Below are 12,750 nucleotides of genomic sequence, written 5' to 3'. Positions count from 1 at the left end.
TGCGCGCGGGCACGATCGCGGTGTGTGCCGCGCTCCTGGCCGCCACCGCGACCACGTCCGCGAGCGCCAGCACCAGTGCGCGCTACATCCGCTACGGGGACTCCGGATACGCCGTCAAGTGCGTCCAGTGGGCGTGGAACGCCTATGTCGCCAACATGGACTTCCCCAACCCGCAGATGGCCCTGGACGTCGACGGCGTGTTCGGCGACCAGACCCTCGCCGCGGTGAAGTACTACCAGCGCAGCGCCCAGGTCGACGACGACGGCGTCGTCGGTCCGCTCACCGGCAACTACATGTGGACCAACCGGCTCTACAAGAGCCACCCGGAGTGCTACCAGTACATCCCGACGAAGGTCTAGTGCTGGGACCGAAGCTCGTTCAGGACCTTCCTGCGTTGTCGGGCGAGAGGTCCTGGCGATCACATAGCAGGCCCCGGCGCAGGCTGTGGGGTATTCGAAAGTCAAGATCATGCTGCGCGACGCGAGACGAACGGACGCGCTCCAAGGAGGTAGTGATGAAGAACGTGAGCAAGCGGGCAATCGGGTCGGTCGTCGCGAGCGTACTCCTGGCACCGTTGGCCGTGATCGGTGCGGCGCAGTCGGCGAGCGCCAACAGTTACGGGTCGTGCCCCTACCCGTATGTGTGCATCTACAACAACACCAGCACCAGTGGGAACCCGTCGGCGGCGTACAAGGACCAGACCAGCTACTTCCAGTACGTGAGCCCGAGGACCCCGTTTAGCGTCATCAACACGCGTAATCAGGACAGCGTCGAGATCCAGTACACGGCCTTCGGTAACTCGTTCACTGCCTGCGTGAGCCCCAACGGTCAGCTGTACTCGTCCACGCTCGGCTCGCCGACCATCACGGGCCTGCGCATCGACGTGGGCAACGCCTGCTGAATTCGAGGAACGGCTTAGCAAGCGTCGGGAGGCCTGAGTTCGACCGATCGCCGGCCTGGACGCCCGGCGGCCGAGCTGCGCCACTTCCTAATGCTCGAGCGCGAGCCGTGGCCGGCACCGAACGAGCCTGCTGAACGACTCCGCTGCGCCTTTCAAGGCCGCCTGCTCGTTGGGGAGATACCCGTCCGAGCGGGCGGCCTTGCGAATTGGTGCGTTCACGGACCCGCTCGCGGACACAACGGTCGGCCGCAGAGCCCGCCTGCACCGGATGGGACAGGTGGAAGTGCACAGGTCCTGCGGACTTTGCGAACCAGTGGCACTCCTGTCGCGCGCCCCCAGCGCCAGAGGATGCCAGCAGCCTGGGGCGCGCCGATACTGGCATAAAATCGCCCGAACACAGGTGGAACGCCCAGTTGGAAGCCGTCTCACTTGGATGGCTGGTCATGGTGGTGCGACGCCGAGGGAGTACCCGATGACCCGGCCAAGTTTGGTGCTGTTCGACGTCAACGAGACGCTCAGCGACCTCTCTCCGCTGCGGTCCCGGTTCGAGGAGGTGGGCGCGCCCGGAACCCTGCTGCCCGCCTGGTTCGCCGGGATCCTGCGGGACGGCTTCGCGCTGACCGCGGCCGGGGCCTGTGCCGACTTCAGGGACGTGGCGGAGGCCGGGCTGCGCGGCCTGCTGGCCGGCCTACCCGGTTGGCGCGGCGATCTCGACCGTGCCGTCGCCCACGTCCTGGACGGCTTCGACGACCTCCCGGTGCATCCGGACGTACCCGGCGGCGTGCGGGAGCTGCACGCCGCCGGGCTGCGGCTGGCGACCTTGACCAACGGCTCGACCGCCGGTGCGGAGCGCCTGCTGGACGGCGCCGGGCTGCTGGACTGCTTCGAGGCGCTGCTCGACGTGAGTGCCCCGGCCGCCTGGAAACCGGCCGCCGCGGCCTACCGGTACGCCACCAGCACCCTGGGCACCGCACCGGAGGAGACGGTGCTCGTCGCGGTTCACCCCTGGGACATCGACGGCGCCCGCCGTGCCGGGCTGCAGGCCGCGTGGCTCCGGCGGGAGGCGACCGAATACCCGGCGATCATGACCGCCCCGCACTACACGGCGAGCGATCTCCCGGACCTCGCCCGCACGCTCACCCGGGCTGCTTCCTGACTCGCGCCTGTGCACCGGCGAGTACCACGAGCGCATCCCCGTGGTGCGCCGCCGCCACGGCGACGGGGTCGGCGCCGGTGAGCTGTCCGGCGCCCCCGCTCATGAGCAGCACCGACCTTGACGCCGCGTCAGTGCGCGGCACGGCGCGGGGCCGGCCCGTTACGCCGTGACGGCGGCGTCGGAGGCGGAGCGGCCTCGGCGGAGTGTGGTGAGGACGTGGTCGAGGGCGAGTGCGCCGGGGCCGGTGAAGACCAGGAGCAGGAAGGCCCAGCAGTACATCGCGGAGGGCTCGCCGTGGTTCTGCAGCGGCAGCAGTGCGTCGGCCTGGTGCTCCACGAAGTAGGCGTAGGCCATCGAACCGGAGGAGACCAGGGCCGCGCTGCGCGTGAACAGGCCGGACATGACGAGGACCCCGCCGACCAGCTGTATCGCGGCCGCGTACCAGTAGGGCCAGGTGCCGGCAGGGACGGTGGCTCCGGTGCCCATGGATCCGCCGAAGACGCCGAACAGCGAGGAGGCGCCGTGGCAGGCGAAGAGGAAGCCGATGACGATCCGGAAGAGGCCGAGCGCGTACGGGCTGGCCTTGTCCATGGACGCGGTGAGAGGCATGAGTTCGGTCGTTCCTTCGATAGGGGACGGGAAGCGCCGACGTCAGAGGTTAGGTGAGGCTAGCCATACCTGTAAAGGCGTGCGGGCTGAGGCTCGCTCACGGACCGGGGCGCATGGAGCCAGTCGCCTGGCGACAGATCGACCCCCGTTTGTACCCGCAGATCCGTGACGGCGCCTCAGGCCGTATCGGCTGAACCTTAATGTCGGAAGGGGGCGCGCCGGGCGCGCAGATGCCGGGCGCCGGCTCGCTCTCACTCTCCCGCGCCGGCCCCGGCTCGCTCTCACTCTCCCGCGCCGGCCCCGGCTCTCCGCGCCGACTGAGACGTATTCACGATGCGGTCGCGGGTCGGGGCGCGGTTCAGTGCGGGTCCGTCGGCTCCGCGGCTCGGGCCGGACGCAGTTGCACGCAGCACTCGCCGGGGGCGGGGGCCAGGACGGCTTCGATGCCGCCGATGTCGAGGCCGTCGACGTAGCCGCTGAGGAAGGCGTGGTTCATCCCGCACACCAGGCCGGGAGCCTTGGCGGCCAGCGGATGGAAGGGGCAGTTGCGCAGGCGCACCTCGGTGGGGGCTTCGCGGACCGGTTCGAAGCCGTAGGCCTCCAGCATTCGCTCGCACAGGGTGAGTCCGCGTTCGGCGCCGAGGCGCCCCGGGCGGCTCAGTTCGCGTTCCGTCCTGCCGAGATCCTGCCCGCGGCGGCCGGCCGCCTGGACCGCGGCCTCGGCCGCGCTCCGGTCGCCGGTCTCGGTGAGGACGGCCTCCAGTAGGAGGTCGGCCAGGAGTTCGTGGCGGCGCTCGGGGATGGAGACGGTGATCTGGGTGCCGGTCGGCTCGTACACCTTGGGTTGGCGTCCGACCTTCCGGACGCCGCCCGGCGTGCCGTAGCGGGCTCGCAGCAGGCCGGCGTCGACGAGCTTGTCGAGGTGGAAGGCGGCGAGCTTGCGGGAGATGCCGACGCTGGCGGCGGCCTCGTCCCTGGTCACGGGGTGGCCGGCGCGCCGGATGAAGGTGAACATGCGGCGCCGGGACTCCTCGCCGAGCACGCTCACGGAATCGATCGCCTCGGTCGGGTCCGTCGTCGCTTCGTCACTGGACACGTCACCACGATAACTCCCACGAGTGATGCCGCGAGCTGCCACGGGGTGTCCTGGCCTGCTGGGCTTGACGACCTCCTCGAATAACGACAAAACTTATTGGTGAAATAGCGGAAGGGGCAGTGTCATGGCCGGCGAGCAGCACCTGCAGGCGAAGCAACCCGTCAGCGCGGTGATGGCAGGCCCGTACGGGCACCCGTTCCACCCGATCCTGGTGACGGTGCCGATCGGCGCCTGGGTGGCGAGCCTGGTGTTCGACATCGCCTCGCACGTGGTGGACGATCCGGGCTTCCTGGCCCGCGGCTCGATGTGGCTGATCGCGGTCGGCGTGCTGGGCGCGCTGGCGGCGGCGACAGTCGGCTTCCTCGACCTGCTGGCCATCCCGGCCGGCACCCGCGCGTTCCGCACCGGACTGATCCACATGGCGCTCAACCTGCTGGTGACCGACGCCTACACCGGAGCCTTCTTCTGGCGGCACTCCGCCGGCACCTCCGGCAGCGTCGGCGCCGGGCTGCTCGCCCTGTCCGCCGTGAGCATTGCGGTGCTGGGCGTCTCCGGGTTCCTCGGCGGCAAGCTCGCCTACCGCTACGGCGTGCGGGTCGCCGACGAGACCACCCAGGCCGAGGGCTACACCACCCGCACCCCGCCGGGCTCCGGCACCGGCCCCTCCCGCTGATACCCATCCTCACCACCTCGGAGTAGCTCATGGATGTCGCAGCACTCATCACCTGGCTGGTCACCGCACTCGGCGGCTTCTACATGCTGGGAGTCTGGATCCAGCGCGGCGGCGTACACCAGCAGCGCACCGGCACCAGCCGGCTGCCCGCGCCGGTGCTGTTCGGGCACTTCGCGCTGGCCGCAGCCGGGCTGGTGGTGTGGATCGTCTACCTCGCCGCCGACAGGACGGCGCTCGCCTGGACGGCGTTCGGACTGCTGGTCCCGGTCGCCCTGCTGGGCTTCGTCATGCTGCTGCGCTGGATCCCGGTCCACCGCGCCCGCACCGCCTCCGTCCCTGCCGCTGCCGGTGCTGATGCCGACGCTCCGGCCGAGCGCCACTTCCCCGTCGCGGTCGTCCTCGGCCACGGCCTGTTCGCAGTGGTGACCGTCGTCCTGGTCCTGCTCACCGCGCTGGGCGTCGGGGGTAGCTGAGATGAGCCAGTACTCCGCCACCGGCATTGACGTGATAGGCGAGCGGGATCTGTCGCCCCGCCTCCCGGACCCGGTCCCTGCCCTGCGCGTCATCCATGACGCCGGCGGGATCGACCTGGCGGCGGCCGAGCACGCCGCCACGCGGTTCCTGCACGCCCTGGGCATATCCACCGACTCGGAGAGCCTGCGCGGCACGCCGGGCAGGATGGCCCGCGCCTACGCCGAGCTGTTCAGCCCCCGCCCGTTCGACCTGACCACCTTCCCCAACGACGAGGGCTACGACGAGCTCGTCCTCGCCCGCTCCATCCCGGTGCGGTCGGTGTGCGAGCACCACCTGCTGCCGTTCGTCGGCACCGCCCACGTCGGCTACCTGCCCGGCCGCCGGATCCTGGGGCTGTCCAAACTCGCCCGCGTCGTCGAGTACTTCGCCTGCCGTCCGCAGGTCCAGGAACGGCTGACCAAGCAGGTCGCGGACTGGCTGCAGGAGCACCTCGACCCCAAGGGCGTCGGCATCGTCATCCAGGCCGAGCACACCTGCATGACCCTGCGCGGCGTCCAGGCCACCGGTGCCACCACCCTCACCTCCACCCTCCTCGGCACCCTGCGCGAGGACGCCCGCTCGCGCAGCGAGTTCCTCGCCCTGGCCGGGCTCCCGAGCTGACAGCCGCAACCCCCTCACCGGCACGGAAGGACCGACTTCGTGGAAAGCCGGATCAACCCGGCCTGCAGCACGTGCGCCTCCGCAGCTCCAGGTCCCCATCACCGTCGCAAGCGATGAAGGCGAGGTAGCGCCGAGGTCACGATTCGCAGCGCGAATGCGCCATCTCCAAGGCCGGGTTCAGCGTGCTGGTGACGCTGTGGCGGGCCGCCGACCGCGAGATGCGGGTCGGCGAGTTCGTCGAGTCGCTCGACCGGGACGAGAGCCGTGTCTCACACCAGCTGACGCGGTGCCGCTCAGAGCGCCGTTCTCGTGCACGGGGCGCCAACATCCGCTGTCACGCCCTCGACTCACTCACCCCCCGAGCAGGCATCGGCCATCAAGGCATGGAGCGAGCAAGCGGTCGACCGCCTTGAGTCGCGCCGCAGCGAGACCGCAGGCGGCGGCGCGTCCCAGATCGAGCCCTCCATCACCTCGTAGCCAATGCCGATACGGCCCTCGGCCTTGGCAGGCAAGCCCCTGCTGCGACCGCAGGGACTTCGACGCCGTGATCGCAGGACTCCGCTCCCGCCAAGGCGCTTCCGCCACCGCGGTCTTGTTCGTCCATGTCACAGGCGGCCGCGCTGTCTCGTCTCAGGTCCCGGAAGCAGACTTCGGGATCGGGAAGGTGATGGTCATGCGGGTGTTCGTGGCGGGCGGGAGCGGGGTCCTGGGGCGGCGGCTGGTGCCGCAGCTGGTGGCCCGGGGCCACCAGGTGACGGCCACGACGACGAGTCCGGCCAAGCTGGACCTGCTCGCGCGGCTCGGCGCCGAAGGCGTCGTGATGGATGGGCTCGATGCGGTGTCGGTCGGCGAGGTGGTGGCCGCGGCCCGACCGGATGCGATCGTGAACCAGATGACGGGCCTGTCCGAGGCGCACGCCGGCAAGCCCACCATGAGGAACGCCGACCGCTTCTTCGCGCCCACCAACCGGCTCCGCACCGAGGGGATCGACCATCTGCTGGCCGCCGCCGAGGCGGCCGGGGTCTCCCATGTCGTCGCGCAGAGCCACGCCAGCTTCAACGGGATCCGCGAGGGCGGATGGGTCAAGACCGAGGACGACCCGCTGCAGGTCGTGGAGGGGACGAAGGCGATCAGCCACCTCGAGGCCGCGGTCGTCAGGGCGGGTGGCGCGGTCCTTCGCTACGGCGGCTTCTACGGCCCGGGCGCCAACGACGACCAGGTCATGATGGTGCGCAAGCGGATGTTCCCGCTCGTCGGGGGCGGCACCGGCTACACCTCGTGGGTGCACATCGACGACGCGGCGAGCGCCACTGTCCTGGCGGTGGAGCAGCGGGCCCAGGGCGTGTTCAACATCGTCGACGACGAGCCGGCGCCGGTCAGCGAGTGGCTTCCGTATCTCGCGAAGTGCGCCGAGGCCAAGCCGCCGAGGCGGCTTCCCGCGTGGTTGGCCCGGCTGCTGGCGGGCGAGATGGTGGTGGGCATGATGACCGAGGGGCGCGGCTTCTCCAACGCCAAGGCCAGGCGGGAGCTGGGCTGGGAACTGCGGTACCCGTCGTGGCGTCAGGGGTTCCGCGAGGAGCTGGCGTGACCGCAGTCGTTCGCGCGCCTCGCGAACCCGTCTCCCGGGGCGCGCGACCGGGTGGTGGACGGACTTCACGGAGAGAGGACACGGCATGAGCAAGGTCGAAGACTTCGAGGAGCTGCGACCGCTGCTGTTCTCGATCGCCTACCGGATCCTGGGCAGCGTGAGCGAGGCCGAGGACGCCGTACAGGAGACGTGGCTGCGCTTCGACGGCTCGGCGACCCGGCCCACGTCGACCAAGGCGTACCTGTCGGCCGCGGTGACACGGATCTCGATCGATGTGCTGCGTTCCGCGCGAGTGCGGCGGGAGGCGTACGTGGGCCCGTGGTTCCCCGAGCCGCTGCTGGCCGACCCGTACGAGGATCCGGCGCGGTCGGCGGAGCTGGCCGACTCGCTGTCGATGGCGGCACTCCTGCTGCTGGAGCGGCTCAGCCCGCTGGAGCGGGCGGTGTTCGTGCTGCGGGAGGTGTTCGACTTCGGGTTCGACGATGTCGCCGCGGCGGTGGGACGGTCGGAAGCGGCCTGCAGGCAGCTGCTGGTCCGGGCGCGGCGTCACATGGCGGCCGGGCGGCCTCGGTTCGAAGCAGACCGGCAGGAGCGCCAGAGGCTGGCGACGCGGTTCCTCGACGCGCTCAGGAACGGCGACGTGGGCAGCCTGCAGAGCCTGCTGGCCGTCGACGTGCAGCTGGTCGGGGACGGCGGCGGGAAGAGCCCGCAGCTGGCCAAGGCCGTCAGTGGCGCGGAGAACGTGGCCCGGCTGCTCGGCACGGTCTTCCCGTGGCTCGTCAGGATCGGCGTCACGTTCGAGCCGCAGGAGGTCAACGGCCAGCCGGGCGCGATCTTCCGCCACCGGGACGGCAAGATCCTGCAGGTCCTGGTACTTGATGTGCTCGACGGGCGGATTCAGACCATCCGAGGGGTGATCAATCCCGAGAAGCTCGACCACCTCGGGCCGGTCGCCGACGCCTGGGCCGCCGACCGCGAAGTGAAGCAAGCGCGTCGGGAGTGGGGCTGACGTCGGCAGTGGGGCTGACGTTCGCTCGGATAGCCGGAGGCGGCCGAGGGGCCGGACGAACCGCTCGCCTGCGGACGGGCATGGCCGCCACCCGCAAGCCGCAGGACAGCCGGGGCGGGGAGGCATGAGCGGTACCCTTGCGGCTGCCTGCGGCGCGGAGGAGTAACCGTGATCGCTGACGGCGGAGAGCTCCGGCCGCGTCGTGGGGTGGTCCCTGGTCGCGCGCGGCGCGTTCGGCGTGTTCCGCCTCTGCGGGTGCGGCGCCGCGTGGGGTGTGTCAGCGGGGCGCGGCGATGCGGTCGAGCCATTCGATGAGCAGGTGGCGCTCCGGCACGCTCAGCGTTTCCAGATCCGGGGCCACGGCCCGCAGGGCGACCGCCAGCACCCGCGTGCTGTCCGTGGCCGCGGAAGGGGCGTCGGGCAGGATGCGGGCGAAGACGGCGTCCATCATCGCCTCGCCCATGGCGGGGTCCCGCCTTTCCGGCGGCGTCGCCAGCAGGATCTGGACGGTCCCGACGCCCGCGGCGTGGATGAGGTCGACGGCGAGCGGCTCGGGTACCCGCAGCAGCCCGGCCGCCGCGAGCCGGTGCACGCGCGCCTGAAGGATCTCCCGCCCCGCGCGTGCCGCCGGCGAACCGGGAGCGCGCTCGGGGTCGCTCAGCAGCCGGAACACGGCTGGATGAGTGAGGCCGAACTCGATCTGCTCCCGCCAGCTCGTCCGCAGGTCGTCGAGTGGATCAGTGTTCGCGGCCGCAGCGCTGGCGGCACGGGCGGCCTTCCGTGCCACGAATGCCGCCATGACGTGCTCGGCGACGGCGTCCATCAGGCCGTCCTTGTCGCCGAACAGGCGGTAGATGGCCGGCGCCTGGACGCCCGCGCGCTGGGCCACACCGCGGGTGGTCACGGCGCCGGGGCCGCTCTCGCCCAGCAGGGCTGCGGCGGCCTCGATGATCGCTGCCCGGGTGTCCGTCCTGTGCTTGGCCTCATCGTCCATGTATCAACGATATCACTGTGTTGCTATCGGTGGAATCGCGTCGTACGGTGGTCTCCGACGGACGATAACGCTGATAGCGAAGGGTGAATATCAATGATAGTCGTGACCGGAGCGACCGGGGCGCTCAACGGCGCCACCGTGGACCACCTGCTGGAAACGCTGCCCGCGAGCGAGATCGCGGTGGCCGTGCGCGATCCCGCGAAGGCGGAGCGCTTCGCGCGGCGCGGCGTGGAGGTCCGGCGCGGCGACTACGCCGCCCCCGACACCCTGCCCGCCGCGTTCACCGGAGCAGATCAGCTGCTGCTGGTCTCCTCCAACGACCCGACGGCCGACGCGGTCGCCCTGCACCGCACGGCGATCGACGCCGCCGTCGAGGCGAAGGTCGGCCGCATCCTCTACACCAGCCATCAGGCCGCAGCGCCGGACAACCCCTTCGCGCCCGGGCGTGACCACCACGTCACGGAGGAGTTGCTGGCCGCCTCCGGCGTCCCCTGGACCTCCCTGCGCAACGGGTTCTACGCCCACAGCCTGGAGTTGCTGGCCGGCCCGTGGCGCGAGACCGGCGTCATCGCGGTACCCGGCGACGGGCCGGTGTCCTGGACCGCCCGCGAGGACGCCGCCCAAGCCGCCGCCCTGATCCTCGCCTCCCCGGGCGCCCACGAGGGACCGGTCACCCTCACCGCGCCCGCCGCCCCCACCTTCGCCGAACTCGCCGACACCGCCTCCGAACTGGCGGGGCGCCCGGTACGCCTTCAGCTGATGGACGACGACGACTGGGCCGCCGCACGGGCCGCCGCGGGGCAGCCCGCCTCCATGACCCGCTTTCTGCTGGGCTTCTACCAGGCCGCTCGGGACGGCTACTTCGCCGGCACCAGCCCGCTCCTCGGCGAACTCCTCGGCCGCACGCCCCGCACCGCACGCGAGGCCCTGTAGGGCCGCCCCGACGGCCTGCCGGCAGTCCGAAGTCGCCTGCCCCCACGGGCGCAGCGCAGCGTGAAGGGAGCGACTCCGGACTGGCTGGGGCGGCCAGCGCGGCGTGGCCCGGCTCGGCGGGGGCGGGCAGGCCGCGCGACTCGTCGAAGGCCTGGTCGTGGGCGGCCCAGGATCTGGGCCGTCGGGACTGGGCAGATTGCGGAGGTTGCGGGGCGGCGCCGGCGCTGATGCCCGGGTGCGCGGCGACCTGGCCGGCCGCCTCCCCGCCGCACCAGCGGAAACCAAGGTGGTGGATCTTCAGCGAAGATCCACCTGGACCTCGGTCAGTCGATGCCTTCGACGATCCGGAAGTCGCGCTCGACCCCGTCCGAGAGAACGACCAGCGCCTCCTGGTAGGCCGCACTCTCGCGGGCCGCGACGGCCTGCTCGAAGCTGTCGAACTCGACCAGGACGGTGCGCTCGGCGATTCCGGCGTCGTGTGCGACGACCCGGCCGCCACGGACGATCGTCCGACCGCCCGCCGCCTTGACGGCCGGACCGGCCAGCTTGTCGTAGGCGGCCAGCTTCTCAGGGTCTGCAATGGTGCGGTAGACGCTGACCCAGTAGCCCTTGGGCATGGAACCTCCGGTGTGAGGACGATTGCATCTGACTTATGGGTTGGTCCCGGACACGCTTCGGCGGGCGAGAGCGAGGCTTGTCAGCATTGTGATCGCCATGGCGCCGATGCCGACCAGCGCCGCGGTGGTGTACGAGCTGTCGTCGGGGAAGAGGTGGCCGGGGCCGGTGCCCGCGGTGAGGATCAGCCCGCCGGTGGCGCTGCCCAGGGAGTACCCGACGCTGCGGACGACGTAGTTGAAGCTCATCGCGCTCGACGTCTCGTTCTTGGGGGTGGCGGCCAGGATGACCCCGGGCATCGCGGCCGAGAACCCACCGACGCCGAAGCCGAGCACGCCCATCGCCGCGAACAGTTCGGCCAGGTTCGACCGGGCCGCCGCGAACAGGGCGAACCCGGCGCCGACCACGACGGCACTGCCGGCCAGGAGCAGCGGGTCGGCGATCCGCGTCCGGACCCGCGGTGTCAGCTTGCCGGCGACGAACCCCAGCACCGAGAACGGGACGAGGACCAGCCCGGCGACGAAGGTCGTCAGCCCGAAGCCGTAGCCGGCGCCGTGCGGCGTCTGCGCGTACCGGGTGACGAGCGTGAGCAGGAGGTACATGCCGATCCCGCCGACGAACATGGCGAGGTTCGCCCCGGCGACCGTCGGGTGCCGCACCGCCCGCACATCGACCAGCGGCGCCGTGCTGCGCAGCTCGACGACGACCCAGACGCAGAGCAGCACCACCGTGACGACGGCGAGGCCGGCCGCCACGGCGAGGTGCCGACTCCACAGATCCCGTTCGCCGGCGAGGAACAGCACCAGGAGCAGCGCAGCGGCCAGGACGACCGCGCCTGTCACGTCCACGCGGGCGGAACGGCCTTCGGGGGCTTCGGGCATGGAGCGCCACGCGGTCAGGAGGGCGGCGGCGGTGACGGCCAGGCCGAGGCCGTAGGCGGCCCGTACCCCGCCGAGCTCGGCGAGCAGTGCGGCCAGCGGGTAGCCGACACCGGCCCCGATGATCGAGACCACCGAGATCAGGGAGATCACGGCCGCGCTGCGCTCCTCGGGGAGGTGGTCGCGGGCCACGCCCATCATCAACGCCGTCAGGCCGAGCCCGACGCCCTGGGCCGCCCGGCCGGCCAGCAGCCACGCGAACGGCAGCGGCAGCACGGTGAGCGCGCTGCCGGCGACGACGACCGCCAGTGTGGCGAGGATCGTGGCCCGCCGGTGCGGGCCGGCTCCGAGCCGGCCCAGGACCGGCGTGGCGACGGCGCCGCTGAGCAGCGAGACGGTCAGCGACCACTGCGCGCTGCCGAGCGAGACGTGGAACGAGGTCGCCACGCTGGTGATGAGCGGCGTCCCGAGGCTGGCGACCGCCGCCACGACCAGGGCGATGAATATCAGGGCGGGGACGAGCAGCCGCGGCTCCGGACGCGCCACCGGGGACGCCTTCACCGCGACCGCGCCGTCCGGCTGCCCGGTCACTGCTCCGCTCCTTCGCGGTCCTGGCTGTCGAGCTCTGCCAGGTGCTGCAGCGCCGGAAGGGCGGCCATCAGCGCCTGGACCTCGTCGCCGGTGAGCCGGCCGATCAAGCGCTCGAACGCGAGGACGCCCGCCTGGCGCCGCGTCCGGACGTAGGAGGCGCCGGCCTCGGTCAGGTACACCAGCGTGACCCGCTTGTCGGACGCGTCGCCCCGCCGTTCGACCAGGCCGGACTCCTCCATGACCCGGACCAGGGTGGTCATCGCGGGCTGGGTGACGCCCTCGACCGCGGCCAGATCGGTGATGCGCCGCGGGCCGGTCCGGTCCAGGGTGGCCAGGGTGGCGGCGGACGTCAGGCTCATGTCCCGGGGCAGGCGTCGCGCGGCCCTGGTGGCCAGGCCGTAGAGGGCTGCGCCGATGGCGGCGGACGCGCCAGGTGGGGTGTCTTGACGACTCATGCCCAAAGCATAGCGTGTTTATATTCAGAGTCTATGTAAATGGGTCGGCGACTACTGGCGCTGCTGGAGCTGTACGTCGACGCTTGCTGTGCATGGACCACTGGTTCCTCCCGGGTGG

15 protein-coding genes are annotated in these 12,750 nt (G+C 71.4%); 9 read left to right on the top strand and 6 right to left on the bottom strand.

Annotation, left to right across the window (positions count from 1 at the left end; genetic code table 11):
* Window positions 1–20 precede the first annotated feature (20 nt).
* The 3 genes from ACGF07_RS08225 (at window position 21) to ACGF07_RS08215 (ending at window position 2,057) form a co-directional block, all read left to right on the top strand.
* Window positions 21–359 carry a peptidoglycan-binding protein gene (locus tag ACGF07_RS08225; protein WP_392896542.1) on the top strand — a complete coding sequence of 113 codons (339 nt, stop codon included), beginning with the start codon at window positions 21–23 and terminating at the stop codon, window positions 357–359.
* Between the two features lie 155 nt (window positions 360–514).
* On the top strand, window positions 515–901 hold the full coding sequence (locus ACGF07_RS08220; RefSeq protein ID WP_392896539.1) for a hypothetical protein: 387 nt from the start codon (window positions 515–517) through the stop codon (window positions 899–901).
* A 472-nt stretch (window positions 902–1,373) separates the two neighbouring features.
* Window positions 1,374–2,057: a haloacid dehalogenase type II gene (locus ACGF07_RS08215; protein WP_392896537.1), complete on the top strand. Its 684-nt coding sequence runs from the start codon at window positions 1,374–1,376 to the stop codon at window positions 2,055–2,057.
* Between the two features lie 159 nt (window positions 2,058–2,216).
* Here ACGF07_RS08215 and ACGF07_RS08210 read toward each other — a convergent pair whose 3' ends face one another.
* A complete protein-coding gene (locus tag ACGF07_RS08210) occupies window positions 2,217–2,666 on the bottom strand; it encodes a DoxX family protein (RefSeq protein WP_392896535.1) in 450 nt (149 codons plus the stop codon).
* Window positions 2,667–3,024: 358 nt separating this feature from the next.
* Window positions 3,025–3,762, bottom strand: coding sequence for a helix-turn-helix transcriptional regulator (locus tag ACGF07_RS08205; protein WP_392896532.1), 738 nt, complete (start codon window positions 3,760–3,762; stop codon window positions 3,025–3,027).
* 124 nt (window positions 3,763–3,886) lie between these two features.
* Between ACGF07_RS08205 and ACGF07_RS08200 the strand changes: the two genes are divergently transcribed.
* From ACGF07_RS08200 to ACGF07_RS08180, 5 genes are all read left to right on the top strand, one after another.
* The gene (locus ACGF07_RS08200) at window positions 3,887–4,435 is read left to right on the top strand and encodes a DUF2231 domain-containing protein (RefSeq protein ID WP_392896530.1); all 549 of its coding nucleotides are present in this window, start codon (window positions 3,887–3,889) and stop codon (window positions 4,433–4,435) included.
* A gap of 29 nt (window positions 4,436–4,464) precedes the next feature.
* A complete protein-coding gene (locus ACGF07_RS08195) occupies window positions 4,465–4,908 on the top strand; it encodes a hypothetical protein (RefSeq protein ID WP_392896529.1) in 444 nt (147 codons plus the stop codon).
* Between the two features lies 1 nt (window position 4,909).
* Window positions 4,910–5,569, top strand: coding sequence for a GTP cyclohydrolase I FolE (gene folE / locus ACGF07_RS08190; RefSeq protein ID WP_392896526.1), 660 nt, complete (start codon window positions 4,910–4,912; stop codon window positions 5,567–5,569).
* A gap of 667 nt (window positions 5,570–6,236) precedes the next feature.
* Window positions 6,237–7,157, top strand: coding sequence for an NAD-dependent epimerase/dehydratase family protein (locus ACGF07_RS08185; protein ID WP_392896669.1), 921 nt, complete (start codon window positions 6,237–6,239; stop codon window positions 7,155–7,157).
* Window positions 7,158–7,242: 85 nt separating this feature from the next.
* Window positions 7,243–8,166, top strand: a complete 924-nt coding sequence (locus tag ACGF07_RS08180; protein WP_392896524.1) for an RNA polymerase sigma-70 factor — start codon at window positions 7,243–7,245, stop codon at window positions 8,164–8,166.
* A gap of 277 nt (window positions 8,167–8,443) precedes the next feature.
* Here the strand turns inward: ACGF07_RS08180 and ACGF07_RS08175 are convergent, their stop codons facing one another.
* Complete coding sequence (locus ACGF07_RS08175) at window positions 8,444–9,160, bottom strand: TetR/AcrR family transcriptional regulator (RefSeq protein ID WP_392896522.1); 717 nt, start codon at window positions 9,158–9,160, stop codon at window positions 8,444–8,446.
* Window positions 9,161–9,253: 93 nt separating this feature from the next.
* On the opposite strand from ACGF07_RS08175, the gene ACGF07_RS08170 reads away from it, so the two are divergent.
* Window positions 9,254–10,093: an NAD(P)H-binding protein gene (locus ACGF07_RS08170; RefSeq protein ID WP_392896520.1), complete on the top strand. Its 840-nt coding sequence runs from the start codon at window positions 9,254–9,256 to the stop codon at window positions 10,091–10,093.
* 323 nt (window positions 10,094–10,416) lie between these two features.
* Here the strand turns inward: ACGF07_RS08170 and ACGF07_RS08165 are convergent, their stop codons facing one another.
* From ACGF07_RS08165 to ACGF07_RS08155, 3 genes are read right to left on the bottom strand one after another with little or no spacing between them, the layout of a single operon-like run.
* Window positions 10,417–10,710, bottom strand: coding sequence for a DUF1330 domain-containing protein (locus tag ACGF07_RS08165; protein ID WP_392896518.1), 294 nt, complete (start codon window positions 10,708–10,710; stop codon window positions 10,417–10,419).
* 33 nt (window positions 10,711–10,743) lie between these two features.
* Complete coding sequence (locus tag ACGF07_RS08160; protein WP_392896517.1) at window positions 10,744–12,177, bottom strand: MFS transporter; 1,434 nt, start codon at window positions 12,175–12,177, stop codon at window positions 10,744–10,746.
* The gene (locus tag ACGF07_RS08155; protein ID WP_392896515.1) at window positions 12,174–12,632 is read right to left on the bottom strand and encodes a MarR family winged helix-turn-helix transcriptional regulator; all 459 of its coding nucleotides are present in this window, start codon (window positions 12,630–12,632) and stop codon (window positions 12,174–12,176) included. Before ACGF07_RS08155 ends, ACGF07_RS08160 begins: the two co-directional genes overlap by 4 nt.
* Between the last annotated feature and the right edge of the window lie 118 nt (window positions 12,633–12,750).

Origin of the sequence: Kitasatospora sp. NPDC048194 (assembly GCF_043202455.1) — a bacterium.
Taxonomy (GTDB): Bacteria; Actinomycetota; Actinomycetes; order Streptomycetales; family Streptomycetaceae; genus Kitasatospora.
Note: the sequence above shows the minus strand (reverse complement) of the source record. Positions and strands in the feature narration are given on the sequence as shown.